Here is a 16,769-nt window from a genome sequence, read left to right as displayed (position 1 = left end):
CCTACGACTGGATCGACCATCACGCGAAGAATCGGCCCGACAAGGAGGCCGTCCGCGACCTCGCGACCGCGCGCAGCTTCACCTACACCGATCTCGACCGGCGCATCGACGCCATGGCGGCGTACCTCACGTCGCTCGGCGTCGGGCGCGGTGACCGGATCGGCGTGCTCGGCACAACGTCGAGTACTTCGACGTGCAGTTCGCGTGCGCTCGCACCGGCTCGATCTGCGTGCTGCTCAACTGGCGGCTCACGGTCAACGAACTCGACTACATCATCAACGACAGCTCCCCGAAGCTGCTCGTCCACGACGTCGAGTTCGCAGCGGCTGCAACCGAACTCCAGCAGCGGTGCAGCATCGATCACCTCCTCGAGATCGACGGAGGCGCCCTCGACAGCGCCTACGAGCGAGCGCTGGCCGCGCACGACGGTTCCCCGGTCGGGCGGGCCGCGCTGACACACGACGATGTCATCACGATCATGTACACGTCCGGCACCACCGGACTGCCGAAGGGGGCGATGATCACCCATGGCATGAACTTCTGGAACTGCGTCAACCTCGGCGTGCCCGCAGGCGTCGGGCTCGATACGGTGCACCTCAACGTGCTGCCGTTGTTCCATACCGGTGGGCTCAACTGTTACTCCAACCCGGTCCTCCACGCCGGTGGCACCGTGGTCATCATGAAGGCGTTCGATCCCGGCGAGACGTTGCGCCTCATCGGTGACCCCGCTGCCGGGATCACCCACTTCTTCGCGGTGCCGGCGCCGTATCAGTTCATGATGCAGCATCCCGATTTCGTCGACACCGACCTGACGCGTCTGCGAGTGGCTGGCGTCGGCGGCGCGCCGTGCGCGCTCACGATCATGGAAGCCTGGACCGAACGAGGTGTCGACCTGGCACAGGGGTTCGGGATGACCGAGACGAGCCCGGCGAGCATCTTCCTCGATCCCGGCGATGCGCTCCGCAAGATCGGGTCGACCGGTAAGGCGTTGATGCACACCGAATTCCGCATCGTCGACGACCAGGGCAACGACTGCGCGCCCGACGAGGTGGGGGAGTTGTGGGTGGCGGGCCCGAACATCACGCCCGGCTACTGGAACAAGCCGGAAGCCACCGCCAACGCGTTCGAGGGACGTTGGCTCAAGACGGGTGACGCGGCACGGGTCGACGACGAGGGCTTCGTCTACATCGTCGATCGCTGGAAGGACATGTACATCTCCGGCGGCGAGAACGTGTACCCGGCCGAGGTCGAGAACGTGCTGTACCAGATCCCCGGGGTCACCGAAGCGGCAGTGATCGGTCTGCCGAGCGACAAGTGGGGCGAGGTCGGACTTGCTGTGTTGGCGATCGAAGCCGGCGCGGAGATCGACCGTGCGCTCGTGGTCGAACACTGCGTCGAGCGGCTCGCGAAGTTCAAGGTGCCCAACGACATCGCGATCGTCGAAGCACTCCCGCGCAACGCGACCGGCAAGGTGTTGAAGCGCGAGCTGCGCGAGCAGTTCGTCGGCTCCGACGCTCCGGCGATCTCCTGAAGCGTCCGCTCCTGGCGGCGGTCGCGCGTCAGGAACGCTCGGTCGGCGGCGACGGGAGGGTGCGCAAGACCAGGATGGCGCGGGTGCCGCCGAGGGGGCTGTCGTCGAGCGTGAAGTCGCCGTCGTGTGCGGCCGCGACGCGCGCGACGAAGGCGAGGCCGAGCCCCGAACCGGCGACGCGCGTCGCCCCGCGCTCGAAGGGTTGCAGCAGCCGCTCGCGATCGGACGGGGCGATGCCGACACCGCCGTCGTCGACCGTCAGTGCCCCGGCAACCGCATCGATCGTCACGATGACCTCGCCTGCGTGCTGCTCGGTGACGTCGTCGACGTCGGTACCGTTCGATTCGGGAGCGACTCGACCGTGGGTGAGTGCGTTGCGGACCAGGTTGTCGAGCGCGAGGCGCACGCCATCGGGCCACACCGACAGCTCGAGGGAGTCGTCGCCGGCGACCGACACTCGGTCCGATCCCCGAGACGCGCTCGCCGCGATCTCCTCGGCGAGATCGGCCACGTCGACCGTCTCGAACCAGGTCGGATCGACGAGTTCGGCGTCGGAGAAGGCGCGGACAGCTTCGAGCGCGGACTTCATCCGGTCGAGATCCGACCGCGCCGCACGAACCCGATCGGACCCTCCCGTCGGGGCGAGTTCGACGTCGAGGTTCGTCATCGCGCTCTGCAATGGGGTGCGCAGCTCGTGTGTCGCCGACGCCGCGAACGCCCGTGCCGCGACCAGCGCCTCCTCTCGGCGCGTCGACGCGTCAGCCACGCTGCGGAGGCTGTCGTTGAGCGTGCGGGCGACGTCGTCGACCTCGACGGCGCCGTAGGCCGTCTGCACGGCCAGGTCGGCATCGCCAGACCCGGTGATGGCAGCGGCGTCGTTGCGGAGGTCCGTCAACGGGCGCGATGCCCGTCGACCGAGGACGAGACCGGCGACGCCGGCAAGCGCTGCCGCGAGGAGCCCGCCCAACGCCATTCGTCCGCGCAGCGTCGAGACCCGAGCGTCGACGTCGCCGAGCGGGGCAGCGAGTTCGACCAAGGCGGTGTCGCCGGCCGCCGGGACGTCGTCGACGCGCACGGTGTACAGCCGCCAGTCCTCGCCGTCGGCCGTGGCGGTGCGAAAGCCTTCCCGGTCGATCGGTGGCAGCGGATCGTCGGGCAGCCGGCCGATGTCGATCGTGCGTCCGTCGACGAGCACCCGAGCGGCCGCGATCGTCGAGTCGAGTTCGGACACGGCGACGCGGTCGCCGACGGCGACGAGCACCGGTGCGGTCGCCGAGCGCTCTTCGAGTTGTTCGTCGACGAGTTCTCGCACGACCTGCTCGAACTGATTCGTCGCCACCGCGGCGAGGATGACCAGCGCGAGCACCGCGGCCGCCAGCGCGGCGAGTCCGGTGCGGGTCTCCAGCCTCACCAGGCAGCCGATCGGCGAGAGGTGGAGGCGTTCACGAGCGTTCCATCACGAACCCGACACCTCGCACCGTCGAGATCAGTTTCGGGAGACCGGCGGAGCTCATCTTCTTGCGGAGGTAGCCGACGAACACGTCGACCACGTTCGTGTCCGCCTCGAAGTCGTAGCCCCACACCAACTCGAGGAGCTGGATGCGCGAGAGCACGATGCCTCGGTGCTGGGCCAAGACGGCCAGCAGATCGAACTCGCGGCGCGTGAGCTCGAGGCGGGTGTCCGGAGTCTCGGCGATGCGACGATCGAGATCGATGCTCAGCGACCCGAAGACCAGCCTCGACGACGAACTCGCCGACCTGGACGACGAACTCGCCGACCTGGATTCCGAGCTGGACGACGTGGACGTCGAGCTGGATGACGGCCCGGAGGCGGCGGCGGTTCCGGCTCGACGCAGGAGCGCCTGGAGGCGGGCGACGAGTTCGGTGAGGTCGAACGGCTTGACGAGGTAGTCGTCGGCTCCGGCCTGCAGCCCGGCGACGCGGTCACCGACCTCGTCGCGGGCTGACAGCACGAGGATGGGCACGTCGATCTGGCGTGACCGCAGTGCAGCGCACAGGTCGATGCCCGACATCCCGGCCAGTCCGACGTCGAGGACGATCAGGTCGGGCAGGCGTCCGGTGATCTCGGCGAGTGCCGCCTCGGCGCTGTCGAGCGCGACCACCGAGAAGCCGTTGACCTCGAGGCCGGTCGCGATCGCCGACCGCACGTCGGCGTCGTCTTCGACGACGAGTACCGCGCCGCTCGCCGCGCTCGCCGATGTGTCGGTCGCCGGCTCAGTCATCTCCCTCCGCGTGGTGCGCTGTCGAGTCGGGCATCGCCCAAGTCAAGCATCGGCGTTCGGCGTGTGCCGGGATCCCAGGTGCCGAGCGTCAGTCCGCAGCGAAGCCGGCTTCGAGGTCGCGGAGCAACGCATCGATCTCGTCGAGTTCTCGTTCCAGCGCGGCGATGTCCTCGGCGGACATGGTCGGCGCAGGCGCGGGAGAGGGCGGTGGTGTCGGCGTCGGCGGCGCGGGCGTCGTCGTGGGTGATGAGGCCGTCGTCGCCGGTGACGCCGGTGCCGACGTCGGCGATGCAGATGGCGCGGACGTCGCCGATGCAGATGGCGCGGACGTCGCTGATGGCGCGGATGGCGCGGGTGCAGTGGGTGTCGAACCGTCCGTTGCCGGGGAGGACTCCTGATCGGCGTTCGACGACGTGGGAGCAGCGTTGGTCGCTGTGTCGTCCTCGGGCGTGTCGTTCGCTTGCCCTGCGTCGCCGTCCGCGTGGCCGATGCTCGTCGTCGACACATCGTCGGGTGGCGAACCCGAGTCCGACGTTGCGCCGGCCGAGTTCGTCGGCATCTCGCTGGCGTCGTCGTCGGTGGTCACCGTGACGTCGGGGTCGGTGTCGGTCGTGTCGCTCGCCGAGTCCGAACCGCACGCCGTCACGGCGACCATCAGCGCAAGGGCGCCGACGATGCTGCACCGCTGCATCCGGCCGTCCCTCCGGGTCCGCATCCGCTTGCCCGTCGCGGCCGAGGTCCGCGAACTCGACCCGTGCGTCATCAGACGTCGACGCCGTAGCTGGCGCATTGCTCGGCGAGTCCGGCGAGTGCGTCCCGCCTGGCTTCGAGCACCGGTACGGCGGCTTCGCGGACGGCACGGCGATTGGTCAAGACCTCGGCGAGCTGGGGACGCTCGTTCGCTTCGGCTTCGCTGATCTTCACGTCGAGCCAGGCGAGCGAGCCGCGAGTCGAGGCGTCACCGCTGATCCGGGCGAGGACGTTGTCGGTGCGGATCTGCATGTTGGGGATTCGCAAACAGACTCGCTCGAGACGCGGACGCAGGTCGTCTCCTTCGGGCGCCTGGGCGCTGGTCGTGCCGGTGCCCAGTGTGACCACCGCGGTTGCGGTGATCGCTGCGGTGGCCAAGAGGTGTCGAGGGTTGAACATGGTCGGTTCCTTTCGTGACTCCCGATGGTGATCATCGGACAGGAACGACGATGACGATGGTTCGTAAGGGATCCCTGTGGGATGAATGTGACGCTCGTCACGAATGATCGAAGGGTGGGGCGTCGGGGCGCCTTGCCACCGAAGCTGGCAGGATCTCGTGATGACGTCGGAGCTGACCCCTGACCGCATCGTCGAGTTGCTCGAGCTGACGCCACATCCCGAGGGCGGTCGCTACCGACAGATGTGGGAGGGCCCGTCGCGTTCGGGGCGCTCCGTGGGAACGGCCATCTACTTCCTCCTCGCCGGTGGCGACGTCTCGCACTGGCATCGCGTCGATGCCACCGAGGTGTGGCATCACTACGCCGGCGCGCCGATCGAGTTGTCGACCTACGACGGTGGGCCGGACGCTGCGCACCACGACGAAGCGACGGACGGCGAAGCGGTCGACGCCACGAGCGACCTCACATCGGACACGAGAGTCGATCGGCGAGTGCTCGGAGTCGATCTCGCCCGTGGCGAGCGCCCGCAACTGGTCGTTCCAGCCGGTTCCTGGCAATCGGCGCGCTCGCTCGGAGCGTGGACACTGGTCGGTTGCACCGTGTCGCCCGGCTTCGAGTTCACCGGCTTCGAGCTCGCGCCGCCCGGCTGGTCGCCGTCACCGTCAACCGGAGTCTGAGCGACTCGAAACGTGGTCGTCATGCACGCGCAACGGTGCGGTGACCGCCGCCGTGCATGCTCTCCACATGGACGTTCGTACCGCCAGCCTCGTGCCGCGTCGCGCGGCGACTCCCGAACATGCTCGCTCGATCGTGGCGCGTGACGGCGCTGGGCTCGTGTCCGGAATCGGCTCGGTCGACGAGGCCATCGCGTTCGGCGAAGCCATGCTCGGCCCTCGGGTCGTGAAGGTCCGCCCGCAGTTCGAGGTGACGACCGAGAGCACCGAGACCGAGGCCAAGATCGTGACGGCACAGCCCGCTGACGAGCGAGGCCGCAAGCGGTATCGCGTGCCGCTCGACGGACATCAGCCGGCTCACAACGACGGCTTCGGGTTCGGTGACTTCGCGCCCGACCACATGTTCTTGTACTGCGAGCGGCCGTGTGACGTGGGCGGCGCCTCGTTCCTCGTCGACGCACTCGAGCTCCTCACGATGCTCAGCGCTGACGCCGAGTTCGCCCGCTTCGCCTGGGAGCAGCCGATCGATCACAGCATGCCGAACTTCCCGCAGGGGTCGTTCCACCCGATCGCCCGCCTCGCCCCGGGTGGCCGAACGCAGGTGCGCGCCAACCCCGATCAGTCGGTGATGCCGGGCCGCGAAGCCACCGCCGACGCAGCGATGTTGGAGCGGTGGGCGGATGCGGTGGCGACCGCTCGAACCGACGGCGCCCACTTCCGGGCCGCAGCGGGGGAGTTGCTCTGCATCGACAACTACCGGATGCTGCACGGTCGCAACGGCGTCGTCTCACCGGATCGCAAGATGGTGTCGATCTGGGCGTGGACGAGCGATGCGGTCGCCATCCCCGAGGGCGAGATGGACATCGCCGCACCGAACCTCGCCGGCCTCCGCCCGGTCGGCTGATCGGCTCGGCGGAACCGGGTCGCCCCTCAGGCCGGCAGGACGCCGTCGGCGGCGAGCGCCTCGTACTGCTTGGTCGAGTCGTATCCGTTGTCGATGTTGCGCTGGTTGAGCGTGTACCAACTGCGACCCGTGTGCGGGTCGTAGCGCGACTCTTCGTCGGCGCTCAGCAACTCGGGCATCGGTGCGAGCACCGAGTCGAGACCCGGTTTGAAGAAGAACGGCGCCGACATGCGCGGCACCTTCGGTGCGTCGGCCGGAGGATGCAGCACGCGGTGCGGCGTCGCCGGGTAGCGGCCGTTGGTCAGTCGGGTCAGGATCTCGCCCGTGTTGACGACGAACGTGTCGGGAATCGGCGCAACGTCCATCCATCCCGAACCGCGACGATGGAGCTGCAGCGAGCCGGGGCCGTCGTCCTGATAGAGAATCGTGAGCAGCGAGCCGTCGTGGTGTGCCTTGAACCGGTACGGCGTGCGCTCGTGACCCGAGTCGATGTCGTCGGAGTAGTAGTTGATCGCCTGCGTCGACAGATGGTGGTCGAGCATCGAGGTCAAGCGTTGTGGGTCGGTGCCGAGCGTCGACTCGAGGATCGTCAGCAGCCGCCCGGCGAGGCGTTCCATCTCGGCGTAGTACGTCCGAACGGCGTTACGGAACCCGGCTGGCTCACGCGGCCACAAGGCATCGAAAAACAACCCCTCGAGGTCGGGCGGATAGCCGTTGGCAACCGCTTCGGCCACGGTGTCGTAGCGGAACACGTTGTACGACTGGCGCTCGCTCGTGTGATCGCCGGGGTTCGGGCCCGGATGCGCGTAGCCCTGGTACAGGTTGTTCACCGGCGAGCGGACCTCGCGCTTGTGCTCGAACGGCAACTGGAAGAACTCCATCGCCACCGCGTACAAGTCGTCGATGACCCCGGGCGCCACGCCATGACCCGTCACGACGAGGAACCCGATCTCCTCGCACGCGGTGCCGACCGAATCGGCGATACGTCGCTGCTCGTCGGCCGACCCGCTGTCGAACTGGGCGATGTCGATGACGGGCACCGACGTCATGACGCCGTCTCCAACAGTCGCCCGCCGAGCCCCGGCCACGTGCCGGCGGCGATCTCGCGGTAGATCTTGCGCACGGCGATCGTTCCCCGGTCGACCTTGATGTGCACGTTCTGTGCGAGTTCGAGTTCGTAATCGGGATTCGTCATCTCCAGCAGCCACTTGTCCTCGAGCGTCACCGCTCGGTCGAACGCGACGACGTCGGCGGCCGGCACGTCGGCTTCGGTGTCGTTGCGGGCCGCCCACTGCACGAGGCGCAGGTGGCGGTCGTCGACCGGCGCGATGCCGGTCACCAACAGGTGCCGCAGTCCGTTCGGGTACGTGATCGACATGACCCGCAGGAACGGGGCGACCAGGCGACTCTCGGTCGTGCGGACGGTCTGTTGTTCGTCGACACCGTTGGTTCGTCGGGCGATGTCGAGGTGGTTCTCGACCGTGACGAGCACGCGCATGACGAGACCTTCGTCGGTGAACTCGATGTCGGGAGGTTCGATGCGTGCGTTCTCGGGCGTGCCGAACGTGCCCTGATGGACGTACGCGACATGGGCGGGATCGAAGGAGTTGTCGACCAGCCGCGGCGCCGCGGCGGCCCAGACCTCGTCGAACTGTCGAACGAATCGGAAGCCGGGATCGTCGAACTCGGGGACTTCGGGGATCCCGCCGACCGGTTCGTCGAGAGCGACCCACACGACGCCGTATCGGACGGTGCAGAACACTGACCGCAACGTGGCCTTGGGCGGGATCGGGAGGCCGGGATCGAGCTGCGGAATGTGGGTGGCCTTGCCGTCGGCCCCGAACTGCCATCCGTGGTACGGGCAGACGACGCAGCCGTCTTCGACGTGTCCGATCGACAGCTTCGACGAGCGGTGCGGGCAGAGGTCGTGGGCCGCCGCTGCGCCGCCGTCGCCGTCGGACCAGATCACCACGTCGACGCCGAGCAGGGTACGTGCGAGCGGCCCGGCGTTCAGGTCCTCGGCGAACGCGATCGGGTACCAGAACTTGCGGAAATCGGGGACTTCGGTGACGTACACGGTGCTCCGTTCAAACAGTCGCGAGTTGGCGCATCAGATAGCGGCGGTAGTCGAGGGTGATCTTGTCGCAGCGCAGATGGACCTCACTCGTGAGATCCACGGGAAAATCGGCAACCGTGCTCTCGAGCACGAACCGGTCCTCCTCCTTCACCCGGGTTCCGAACGCGTGGAAGGCATCCCACGGTTGCGTTTCCTCGTCGCCGGCGAGCGCAACGAGACGGACGTACGTCGAGCGGGTGTCGTCGATCGGGGTGATCGCGCTGAAGAAGCAGTAGTCGGGTGCAACTCCGCCGTAGTCGAGGCGCGTGCGCGTGACCAGCGGGGCCACCAACTCGACCTCGGTGCATCGCTGCAGGCGTTCGTCTTCGTCGGTCGTCACGCCGTTCTGCACGCCGACGCCCCGGTGGGTCATCGTCATCCGCGCAACGAAACCGCCCGTGGCGGTCGCCTCGACGTCGTAGACCGGCATCGTCGCGTCATCGCGGTCGCCGAACGTGCCGGTGTGGACGTACGCGACGTGCGACTGGTCGAGGTTGTTGTCGATGATGCGGGGCGCGGCGACGTTCCAGGTCTCGAAGAACTCCACGTGGAAGCGCCACTCGGGGTGTTCGGCGGCCTCTTTCCACACGGGCGGGTCCGCCGGCGACTCGCCCACGCACGTCCAGACGAGTCCGTAGCGTTCGATCGTCGGGAACACCCGAAGCGCTGCTCGCGGTGGCACCGGCAGGTCGTCGTCCATCTGCGGGATGAGCGTGCACGAACCGCCGCCGTCGAAGCGCCAGCCGTGATAGGGGCACACCAACTCACCGTCGGCGATCCAACCGCCGCCGAGGTGCGCCGACCGGTGCGGGCAGAACGGCTCGCTGACCGAATACGACCCGTCGCCGACGGGCCACACGACGTACTCGTCGCCGAACAGCCGCACGATCTGTGGAGCGGCCTGCTCGGTGAGTTCCTCGCTGACCGCAACCGGATACCAGTGGTCGCGCAGGAACATCATCTCGCCCACGAGCATCAGCGACGACCTTGGGTGACCGAATCGGGAAACTCGAAGCGAGCGATCTCCGCGAGGGTGGCGCCGAGTGCTGCGACGCAGTCCTCCACGATCTGTTTGCCCATCTCAGGCGTTGCGAGCGTCGCGTTGCCGATCACGCCCGTCGGGCCGAAGTCCGTGGAGAGCCACCCGAAACCGGCCGAGCCGGCGAACGACACGTGCTCGTTGTCGTTCATCCAGGTCGGGACGTTGTCGACGGCGAGGTCGAGGTGGACGAGATCAGGACGCAGGTACAGCAACATCGACGTCTCCCCAGCCCCGCCGTGGATGCCGAGACCGCACTCCAACGGCGACCCGTCGCCACCGTGATCGGGTGGCAGGCTCGGGTGGAGCAGGAACGTCATGAACCCGTGTTCGAGTCGCAGTTCTCGGCACGCCACGTCGAGCAGGCTCGTGTTGCCGCCGTGTCCGTTGAGGAACACGAGCCGGCGGACCGGTAGCGCCGCGAGGGCCCGACCGATGTCGCGCAGTATCGCGAGCATCGTCTCCGGGCTGAGCCACACGGTGCCAGCCGCCCACGCGTGCTCGTTCGACTTCGTGAACGGCAGGGGAGGGAGCAGCCAGAGATCGAGGTCGTCGCCGAACTCGGTGACGACGGCGGAGGCGACCTCGTCGACGATGACCAGGTCGGTCGACAGCGGCAGATGGGGTCCGTGATGCTCGACGGCCCCGAGCGGCAGGATCACGATCGACGACTCCGTGAGCCGCCGGGCCGCCTCGTCGGTCGAGAGGTCGGCGAGTAGGCGACCATGAGCCGAATCGATCACGCCGCGCCCCGTTGCGTCCCTGCAGGCGCCGCGTCGCTCACGACGTCGTCGTCCGGGTCGGCCATCTGGACGGTCGAGGGATCGGCGAGCGTCGCGGTATCGCCGTCGGTCACCAGACGCTGCAACCATCGGCGGTACTCGATCGACGCCTTGTCTGTCTTGAGATGCACGTTGCCGGTGAGGTCCAGTCGATAGTCGGTCCAGCAGCGTTCGAGGACCGCTTGGTCCTCGCCCCAGACCTGGTGATCGAAGTCGACGATGTCGCTCGCCGGGCGTTGGGCCTCGGTGTCGTTGCGGAGCACCATCTGGAGTTGTCGGGTCGTCGTCGCAGTCGCCGGCGTACAGGCCTTGACCATGAGGTGCACGAGACCGTCCGGGTACGTGATCCGGTTCAACATCAAGAACGGGCCGTGCAGACGATTGACCGTCGATCTCACCGTGGTGGTCCCGATCTCGCCCGGGCGACCTTCGACCTCGACCTCGTAGGTCAGTCGCATTCCTCGCCCGTGGTGTTCGACCTCGGGGATCTCGACCTCGGGTTTCGACGGTGTCCCGAAGCTCTTCTCGTGCACATACGCGATGTGGGCGGGATCGATGTTGTTGTCGATCAGGTGGAGCGCCGTGCAGTCCCAGGCCGACTCGGGTTCGCGGATCGTGCGCCAGCCGACGGCGTCGTACTCGTGGATGTCGGGGATGTCGAGGATGGGGTCGTCCGACATGGTGACCCACACCCAGCCGTATCGCTCGACCGCGGGGTACATGGTCAAGGCCGCCTTGCTCGGGAACGCGGCGCCCTCGGCGACCTGGGGGATCCTCGTTGCGGCGCCGTCTTCTCCGAACCCCCAGCCGTGGTAGGGGCACACGAGTCCGCACGACTCGATCCAGCCGGTCGAGAGCCGAGCATCTCGGTGCGGACAGCGATCGGACGCTGCGGCGACCACGCCCGGCTGTGGCGACCAGATCACCAACTCCTCGCCGAGCAGCATGCGTGCCACGGGGCCGTGTGCGACCTCGGTGACGTGTACCAGCGGAAACCAGAACCGGCGGAACACCGGATGGTCGAGCACGTGCGGCTCAGACGATGGGACGGACACGCTGACCCCAGTGCTCATGCTCATGCTCCAAACGTAAGAGGACTCTGTTTCGGCAAGATGTCGTCGGCGTGAGGGTGTGGTGACCTGACGACGGGCTGGGGCGACGATGCTGAGGCATCAGGGCGTCTTGCTCGTGCCGACGGCATTGGAGGCGATGCCGAAACGCCGCTCGAGTGGGATGATCCCGGCAACCAGCGCCACGATCAACAGCGCCGAGATCGCCGCGCCGATCGGCGTCGGCTGGAACTCCATCGCGCCCAGCAGCTTGACCGGGAAGGTGGTCGTGTCGCCGCTCGCCAACAGCACCGAGATCGCCGCCTCGTCGAACGAGACGAGGAAGCCGAACAGGACGGCGGCGAACAGACCTGGGCGTACGAGGGGGAGGGTGACTCGCCAGAACACCCGCAGCGGTCTGGCGCCGAGCGACTGGGCCGCCTCTTCCATCTGCGGCTGCACACTCTCGAGCGCGGTGACCAACATGCGACACATGTACGGCACCGTGATCACGAGGTGAGCGAACAGCAACCGTTCGAACGACGGTGCCGTCCCCAACCAGAGGAAGAACAACACGAAACCGATCGCCAGCGACGCCTGCGGCACGAGTAGTGGCGACATCAGCAAGGCGATGATCGCGTCCTTGCCGGGAACCTTGTAACGAGCGAGCACCCACGACGCGCCGAGCGAGATCACGAGGCTGAGCACGACGGCGACGACCGCCAGACGCAGCGAGAACAACAGCTCGGTGCGGAAGCCGTCGGGGGAGAACGCCTCGGAGAACCAGCGCAAGGTGAAGCCGTCGAAGCCGACCTGCAGCGTCGCCGACGAATCGATCGAACTCTTGAGGATGATCACCATCGGGAACAGCAGGAAGCTGACGACGGCCACGATGTAGACCCGCCGCACGGCGATCCAGGAACGGTCCATCACCGGGAGGCGATTCATCACCGTGGCGATCGCAGTGATCGGTCGTCGACGCAGTGATCGGCCGCGCACCCGCGCTCGCAGCGACCGACCTTTCGAGAATCGGCTCGACGTGCGCTGCGCCATCAACGCATAGCCGAGTACCAGGAGGAACAGCAGAATCGACAGCGCGGCCGATCGCTCCCAGCGGTAGGTGGCGATCTGCTGCAGGATGAGCGTCGGGACGACCGTCACCTTGCCCTGACCGAGAAAGCGCGGGGTCACGATCGACCCCATGGCGAGGATGAAGACGAGCGTGCTGCCCGCCACCATCGCGCCAGCGACACGCGGCAGCGTGATCCGCCAGAACGTCATCACCGGATGGGCCCCGAGCGCGCCTGCCGCTTCGCGTTCGGCCGGGTCGAGCCGGTCGATTGCAGTCAGCATCGGCAAGATGATCAGCGGGATGCCGACGTGGGTCAGCACGAGCCCGATCCCGCCGAGGGTGCCGATCAGCGACTGCTCCAGGCCGAACGGCCGCAACACCCGGTTGATCAGCCCGTTGTTGGTCAACACGATGACCCACCCGAGGTTGCGCACCACGATGTTGACCATCAACGGCGTGACGACGGCAGAGACGAGCAGCGTGCGCGTCCAGCCGCTACTTCGAGAGATCACGAATGCGAGCGGCATCCCGACGAGCACCGACGTGAACGTCACGATCAACGACATCTGGACGCTCTTGAGGTAGATCTCCCAGTAGTACCCGTCGTTGATGATCTCGGAGTAGACGCCCACTCCGGCCGGCTCGTTGTTGCCGAGCAGCCCGAAGCTGTAGGCGATGAGAATCGCCAGCGGGCCGATTGCCCCCACCACCACGACTGCGATGGCCGGCCCGATCAGCGAGACCGGACCGATCTTCATCGCCGGCAACCGCCGCTTCCGCCGCGCCGGGACCGGGTCCTCGGCGCGCTCGAAGTCGTCGGCCACCAACTCGTCGGTGATGGTGGGGGTGATCGTCGTCATGTCAGCTCGTCACTTCACGGTTCCAGTAGTCGAGCGTGTCGGCCGTGTTCGCCGCGATGACCGACCAGTCGACGTCGACGATGTCGGTCGCACCCGGAGCCGGGTACAGCGACGACGCCAACTCGGGATCGAGCTCGAGCACCGAGCTCGTCGAGCCGTAGAGGAACGCTTCCGCCCAGGCGATCTGCGACTCCTCGCCGAGCATGAAGGCGACGAACGCCTCCGCACAACCGAGGTGGTCGCTGCCGGTCGGGATCACGAGCGAGTTGATGCTGAGCGGTGCGCCTTCGGCCGGCACCACGAACTCGACGGGCACGTTGCGCTCGTTCTTGGCGCGCACGGCCACACCGCCGATGTCGAGGTACATCTGGATCTCACCGCTGTTGATCTGCTCTTCGACCGTCGGCGACGAGCCGATGAAGGAGTGAGCATCGTCCTTGTACGCAGCGATCTGATCGATCGCGGCGGTCAGATCGCTCTCGTCTCCGCCGCCGATGATCGACAGCATCGACAGCAGGGCGTACCCGCCGGAGTTCGGCATCGACGGCAGCGCGATCGCCCCCGAGTAGGCGGGGTCGAGCAGGTCGAGCCACGAGTCGGGTACCTCGGTGATGAACTCGGGGTTGTAGGCGATGCCGAACTGCAACGCCGAGACTCCGTAGCCACCGTCGTACTTCGCCGGACCGATGAGCTGCTCGTAGTTCGGCAGGTCGGTGTTGGTCGGCTCCACGATCTCGTTGGCGAGCAGCGCCGGTGTCTCAGCGATCGGTACGAGGGCGACGTCGATGGTCGGGCTGCCCTTCTCCGCGGCCAACTTGGTGAGGCGGTCGCCGAGGCCGTTCTCGAGCCACTCGATGTCGACGCCGGTCAGTTCGGTGAAGATCTCCGTCACCGGGTCCATTGCCTCCTGCTGGCCGGGGAACGTCGTGAAGACCAACTTGTCGGGCGCGATGTCGGCCGGGCACAGCGCTGCGATCTCGTCGAGCGAAGCAAAGCCGACACCCGAAGGCTCCTCGGCGGGCTCGTCGGCCGGCTCGTCGGCGGGCTCGTCGGCGGGCTCCTCGGCTGGCTCTTCGGCGGGCTCCTCCGCAGTGGTCTCGGCTGGTTCGTCAGCCGGTTCGTCGGCAGCTTCGTCGCTGCCGCACGCAGCAGCGACGAGCCCGAGGGCGATGATCGGAGCGAGTGCCCGTGTCGTGCGACGACGGGCGGAAAGGGGAAGTGAGTGCATGAGGTGTCCTGTTCACGTGGTGGTTGTTGGGGGTAGCGCCGCCGAAGCGGCCTGATTCACGCCGCGAAGACGTGAAGATGACTCGCGTCGACCTGCAGGTCGATCGCGTTGCCGACCGGCGGCAGCGTGGAGAGATCTCGCGGATGCAGCCGCATCTCGATCCGTTGACCCGTGGACAGCGTGACTCGTGCTTCGACGCTCGTGCCGAGAAAGGCAACGTCGTCGAGTGTCCCGCCGAATCGGAGCGCGTCGACAGTGTCGTAGGCGTCCGACGACGCCACGCCGATGTCTTCCGGACGCATCGCGACGACGACCGCATCGCCGTGCGCAACCGGAACGCTGGCGGCCGCCGCCAAACCGAAGTGACCGACATCGACTCGGACGTCGCCGTGTTCGACGACTCCGTCGAACGACACCAGCGCACCGGTGAACGCCATGATGAACAGTGAGTCCGGGTGCCGATACAGATCGGTAGCGGAGCCCTCTTGGGCGATGTTTCCGTGTTGGAGCAACACGATGCGGTCGGAGACGGCCATCGCCTCCTCGCGATCATGGGTCACGAAGATCGTGGTCACGCCCAACTCGCGCTGAATGCGTCGGATCTCCTCTCGCAAGTAGACGCGCAGATTCGCATCGAGGCTGGACAGGGGTTCGTCGAGCAGCAGTACCTGGGGCTCGATCACGAGCGCGCGGGCGAGTGCCACCCGCTGCTGCTGGCCGCCAGAGAGCTCGGGCGGCAGCCGGCGATCGAAGCCGCCGAGTCCCACCACTTCGAGCATTTCCGACACCAAACGCTCGCGTTCATTTCGCCGAACTTTGCGCATCTCCAAGCCAAAGGCGACGTTCTCGGCCACGGTCATATGCGGCCAAAGTGCATGACTCTGGTGAACGATACCGATATTTCGCCGATGGGTCGGGACGCGTGTGATGTTGGCGCCCGCGATTTCGATGCGGCCTTCGTCGGGCTTGATGAACCCGGCGACCATTCGCAGCAGCGTGCTCTTGCCGCAGCCGGACGGACCCAGCAGCGAGACCAACTCGCCCCGTGCGATGTCGAGGTCGATCCCGTCGAGGACCTTGCCGTCTTTGGGCGAGTAGGTTTTCGAGACGTTCGCCAGCCGGAGTTGAACAGGTGGTTCGTCGATGCTCGGCGTCATCGACGTCATCGATTCGGTCGTGGGTCGTACGGCCTCGATCGTCATCTCGCTCATCGCCGTGCGCTCTTTGGGCGGATGGTGATCAGTCGACAACGATCGACCTTGCAATTCGTGATGTGCATCATCACTCGGCCGACCCGCAGTTGGAACATGACCCCAAAGGTAAAAGGTCTATGTTACGGCGAGATTTCGACGCCATAAAGGGCGCGGTCGAATATCTTCGAGGGCGACGGTCAGTCCGACACCGTGCGAACGAGGCCGTACTGGACGAGTCCCGGGCGGTGGTGTTCGAGTGCGTGGAAGACACGCCGGCCGTGTCGCTCGATGCCGACCTGCTCCATCTGGAGGACCGCACGGCCAGCGTCGAACTCCAGTGTGGGCGCGATGGCTGCATCGAGTTCCGCTGCGCTCGGCCACGTGCACAACCAGTCCACCTTGCCCAGGCCGACGAGATGTGCGACCTCGCGGACTGGCTGCATCGCCAGGTCGAGTGCCGTGGTGTCATCGGCACGGTGCGACAACGGCACGTGGTCGACTGCGGCCACCACGACGACACCGTCCGCGCGCCACCGCTTCGAGGTGCGCAGCGCGCGCACACCGGTGTCGCACTTCAAGCTGGTCGCTGTCGGCTCGTCGAGTCCGACGATCGAGGCGTCGAGCAGTTCGACGACGACGTCGAACCCGACAGCGCGAAGCGAGTCAGCGAAGTCGGGGCCGTTGTCGAGTCGGACTTCGGCGTCGAGGGCCGCTGGGTTGGCGAAGGTGCCGGCACCGTGGTGCCGACGGATGAGGCCGTTCGCCTCCATCCGGATCAACGCCTCGCGGATGGCCGGTCGGCTGGCCCCGAGTGCCTTCGCGAGTGCTTCCTCCGAGGGAAGGACTTCACCCGACGCCAGCGTCGCGAGCCAGATCGGCATCAGCCCTTCGGCAACGGAATCGGCACCCGACATCGAGGTCACGCTAGTC

15 protein-coding genes and 1 pseudogene are annotated in these 16,769 nt (G+C 67.1%); 3 read left to right on the top strand and 13 right to left on the bottom strand.

Going from position 1 to position 16,769, the window contains the following annotated elements:
- The first annotated feature begins 11 nt into the window (after positions 1 to 11).
- Positions 12 to 1,531: pseudogene (locus ACE37B_RS03730) on the top strand (acyl-CoA synthetase).
- Positions 1,532 to 1,559: 28 nt separating this feature from the next.
- Here the strand turns inward: ACE37B_RS03730 and ACE37B_RS03725 are convergent.
- The 4 genes from ACE37B_RS03725 to ACE37B_RS03710 form a co-directional block, all read right to left on the bottom strand.
- On the bottom strand, positions 1,560 to 2,942 hold the full coding sequence (locus ACE37B_RS03725) for a sensor histidine kinase (RefSeq protein ID WP_409921936.1): 1,383 nt from the start codon (positions 2,940 to 2,942) through the stop codon (positions 1,560 to 1,562).
- 31 nt (positions 2,943 to 2,973) lie between these two features.
- Positions 2,974 to 3,774, bottom strand: a complete 801-nt coding sequence (locus ACE37B_RS03720) for a response regulator transcription factor (protein WP_409921935.1) — start codon at positions 3,772 to 3,774, stop codon at positions 2,974 to 2,976.
- 88 nt (positions 3,775 to 3,862) lie between these two features.
- Positions 3,863 to 4,465: a hypothetical protein gene (locus tag ACE37B_RS03715; protein ID WP_409921934.1), complete on the bottom strand. Its 603-nt coding sequence runs from the start codon at positions 4,463 to 4,465 to the stop codon at positions 3,863 to 3,865.
- Between the two features lie 71 nt (positions 4,466 to 4,536).
- Positions 4,537 to 4,923 carry a hypothetical protein gene (locus tag ACE37B_RS03710; RefSeq protein WP_409921933.1) on the bottom strand — a complete coding sequence of 129 codons (387 nt, stop codon included), beginning with the start codon at positions 4,921 to 4,923 and terminating at the stop codon, positions 4,537 to 4,539.
- 160 nt (positions 4,924 to 5,083) lie between these two features.
- On the opposite strand from ACE37B_RS03710, the gene ACE37B_RS03705 reads away from it, so the two are divergent.
- Positions 5,084 to 5,599: a cupin domain-containing protein gene (locus tag ACE37B_RS03705; RefSeq protein WP_409921932.1), complete on the top strand. Its 516-nt coding sequence runs from the start codon at positions 5,084 to 5,086 to the stop codon at positions 5,597 to 5,599.
- Between the two features lie 67 nt (positions 5,600 to 5,666).
- Entirely contained in the window at positions 5,667 to 6,500 is an 834-nt protein-coding gene (locus ACE37B_RS03700) for a TauD/TfdA family dioxygenase (RefSeq protein WP_409921931.1), read from the top strand.
- A gap of 26 nt (positions 6,501 to 6,526) precedes the next feature.
- Here ACE37B_RS03700 and ACE37B_RS03695 read toward each other — a convergent pair whose 3' ends face one another.
- From ACE37B_RS03695 to ACE37B_RS03655, 9 genes are all read right to left on the bottom strand, one after another.
- Positions 6,527 to 7,549, bottom strand: a complete 1,023-nt coding sequence (locus tag ACE37B_RS03695) for an isopenicillin N synthase family dioxygenase (protein ID WP_409921930.1) — start codon at positions 7,547 to 7,549, stop codon at positions 6,527 to 6,529.
- A complete protein-coding gene (locus ACE37B_RS03690; RefSeq protein WP_409921929.1) occupies positions 7,546 to 8,577 on the bottom strand; it encodes a Rieske 2Fe-2S domain-containing protein in 1,032 nt (343 codons plus the stop codon). The genes ACE37B_RS03695 and ACE37B_RS03690 overlap by 4 nt, the downstream gene beginning before the upstream one ends.
- A gap of 10 nt (positions 8,578 to 8,587) precedes the next feature.
- Positions 8,588 to 9,592 (bottom strand): Rieske 2Fe-2S domain-containing protein, encoded by a 1,005-nt coding sequence (locus ACE37B_RS03685; protein ID WP_409921928.1) that lies wholly within the window; start codon positions 9,590 to 9,592, stop codon positions 8,588 to 8,590.
- Positions 9,592 to 10,398, bottom strand: a complete 807-nt coding sequence (locus ACE37B_RS03680) for a creatininase family protein (RefSeq protein WP_409921927.1) — start codon at positions 10,396 to 10,398, stop codon at positions 9,592 to 9,594. The genes ACE37B_RS03685 and ACE37B_RS03680 overlap by 1 nt, the downstream gene beginning before the upstream one ends.
- Positions 10,395 to 11,516, bottom strand: a complete 1,122-nt coding sequence (locus tag ACE37B_RS03675; protein ID WP_409921926.1) for a Rieske 2Fe-2S domain-containing protein — start codon at positions 11,514 to 11,516, stop codon at positions 10,395 to 10,397. Before ACE37B_RS03675 ends, ACE37B_RS03680 begins: the two co-directional genes overlap by 4 nt.
- A 93-nt stretch (positions 11,517 to 11,609) precedes the next feature.
- Positions 11,610 to 13,418, bottom strand: coding sequence for an ABC transporter permease (locus ACE37B_RS03670; protein WP_409921925.1), 1,809 nt, complete (start codon positions 13,416 to 13,418; stop codon positions 11,610 to 11,612).
- 1 nt (position 13,419) lies between these two features.
- Complete coding sequence (locus tag ACE37B_RS03665) at positions 13,420 to 14,646, bottom strand: PotD/PotF family extracellular solute-binding protein (protein ID WP_409921924.1); 1,227 nt, start codon at positions 14,644 to 14,646, stop codon at positions 13,420 to 13,422.
- Positions 14,647 to 14,702: 56 nt separating this feature from the next.
- Positions 14,703 to 15,896, bottom strand: coding sequence for an ABC transporter ATP-binding protein (locus ACE37B_RS03660; RefSeq protein WP_409921923.1), 1,194 nt, complete (start codon positions 15,894 to 15,896; stop codon positions 14,703 to 14,705).
- Between the two features lie 140 nt (positions 15,897 to 16,036).
- Positions 16,037 to 16,753 carry a GntR family transcriptional regulator gene (locus tag ACE37B_RS03655; RefSeq protein WP_409921922.1) on the bottom strand — a complete coding sequence of 239 codons (717 nt, stop codon included), beginning with the start codon at positions 16,751 to 16,753 and terminating at the stop codon, positions 16,037 to 16,039.
- Between the last annotated feature and the right edge of the window lie 16 nt (positions 16,754 to 16,769).

Origin of the sequence: Ilumatobacter sp., assembly GCF_046290335.1 — a bacterium.
Classification (GTDB): domain Bacteria; phylum Actinomycetota; class Acidimicrobiia; order Acidimicrobiales; family Ilumatobacteraceae; genus Ilumatobacter_A.
Note: the sequence above shows the minus strand (reverse complement) of the source record. Positions and strands in the feature narration are given on the sequence as shown.

Excerpts from the sequence above, each read along its gene's own strand:
- ACE37B_RS03665 (WP_409921924.1), bottom strand. The coding sequence starts at position 14,646 with ATGCACTCACTTCCCCTTTCCGCCCGTCGTCGCACGACACGGGCACTC.
- ACE37B_RS03715 (WP_409921934.1), bottom strand. The coding sequence starts at position 4,465 with ATGCAGCGGTGCAGCATCGTCGGCGCCCTTGCGCTGATGGTCGCCGTG.
- ACE37B_RS03685 (WP_409921928.1), bottom strand. The coding sequence starts at position 9,592 with ATGCTCGTGGGCGAGATGATGTTCCTGCGCGACCACTGGTATCCGGTT.
- ACE37B_RS03670 (WP_409921925.1), bottom strand. The coding sequence starts at position 13,418 with ATGACGACGATCACCCCCACCATCACCGACGAGTTGGTGGCCGACGAC.
- ACE37B_RS03675 (WP_409921926.1), bottom strand. The coding sequence starts at position 11,516 with ATGAGCATGAGCACTGGGGTCAGCGTGTCCGTCCCATCGTCTGAGCCG.
- ACE37B_RS03705 (WP_409921932.1), top strand. The coding sequence starts at position 5,084 with ATGACGTCGGAGCTGACCCCTGACCGCATCGTCGAGTTGCTCGAGCTG.
- ACE37B_RS03695 (WP_409921930.1), bottom strand. The coding sequence starts at position 7,549 with ATGACGTCGGTGCCCGTCATCGACATCGCCCAGTTCGACAGCGGGTCG.
- ACE37B_RS03720 (WP_409921935.1), bottom strand. The coding sequence starts at position 3,774 with ATGACTGAGCCGGCGACCGACACATCGGCGAGCGCGGCGAGCGGCGCG.
- ACE37B_RS03700 (WP_409921931.1), top strand. The coding sequence starts at position 5,667 with ATGGACGTTCGTACCGCCAGCCTCGTGCCGCGTCGCGCGGCGACTCCC.
- ACE37B_RS03710 (WP_409921933.1), bottom strand. The coding sequence starts at position 4,923 with ATGTTCAACCCTCGACACCTCTTGGCCACCGCAGCGATCACCGCAACC.
- ACE37B_RS03655 (WP_409921922.1), bottom strand. The coding sequence starts at position 16,753 with ATGTCGGGTGCCGATTCCGTTGCCGAAGGGCTGATGCCGATCTGGCTC.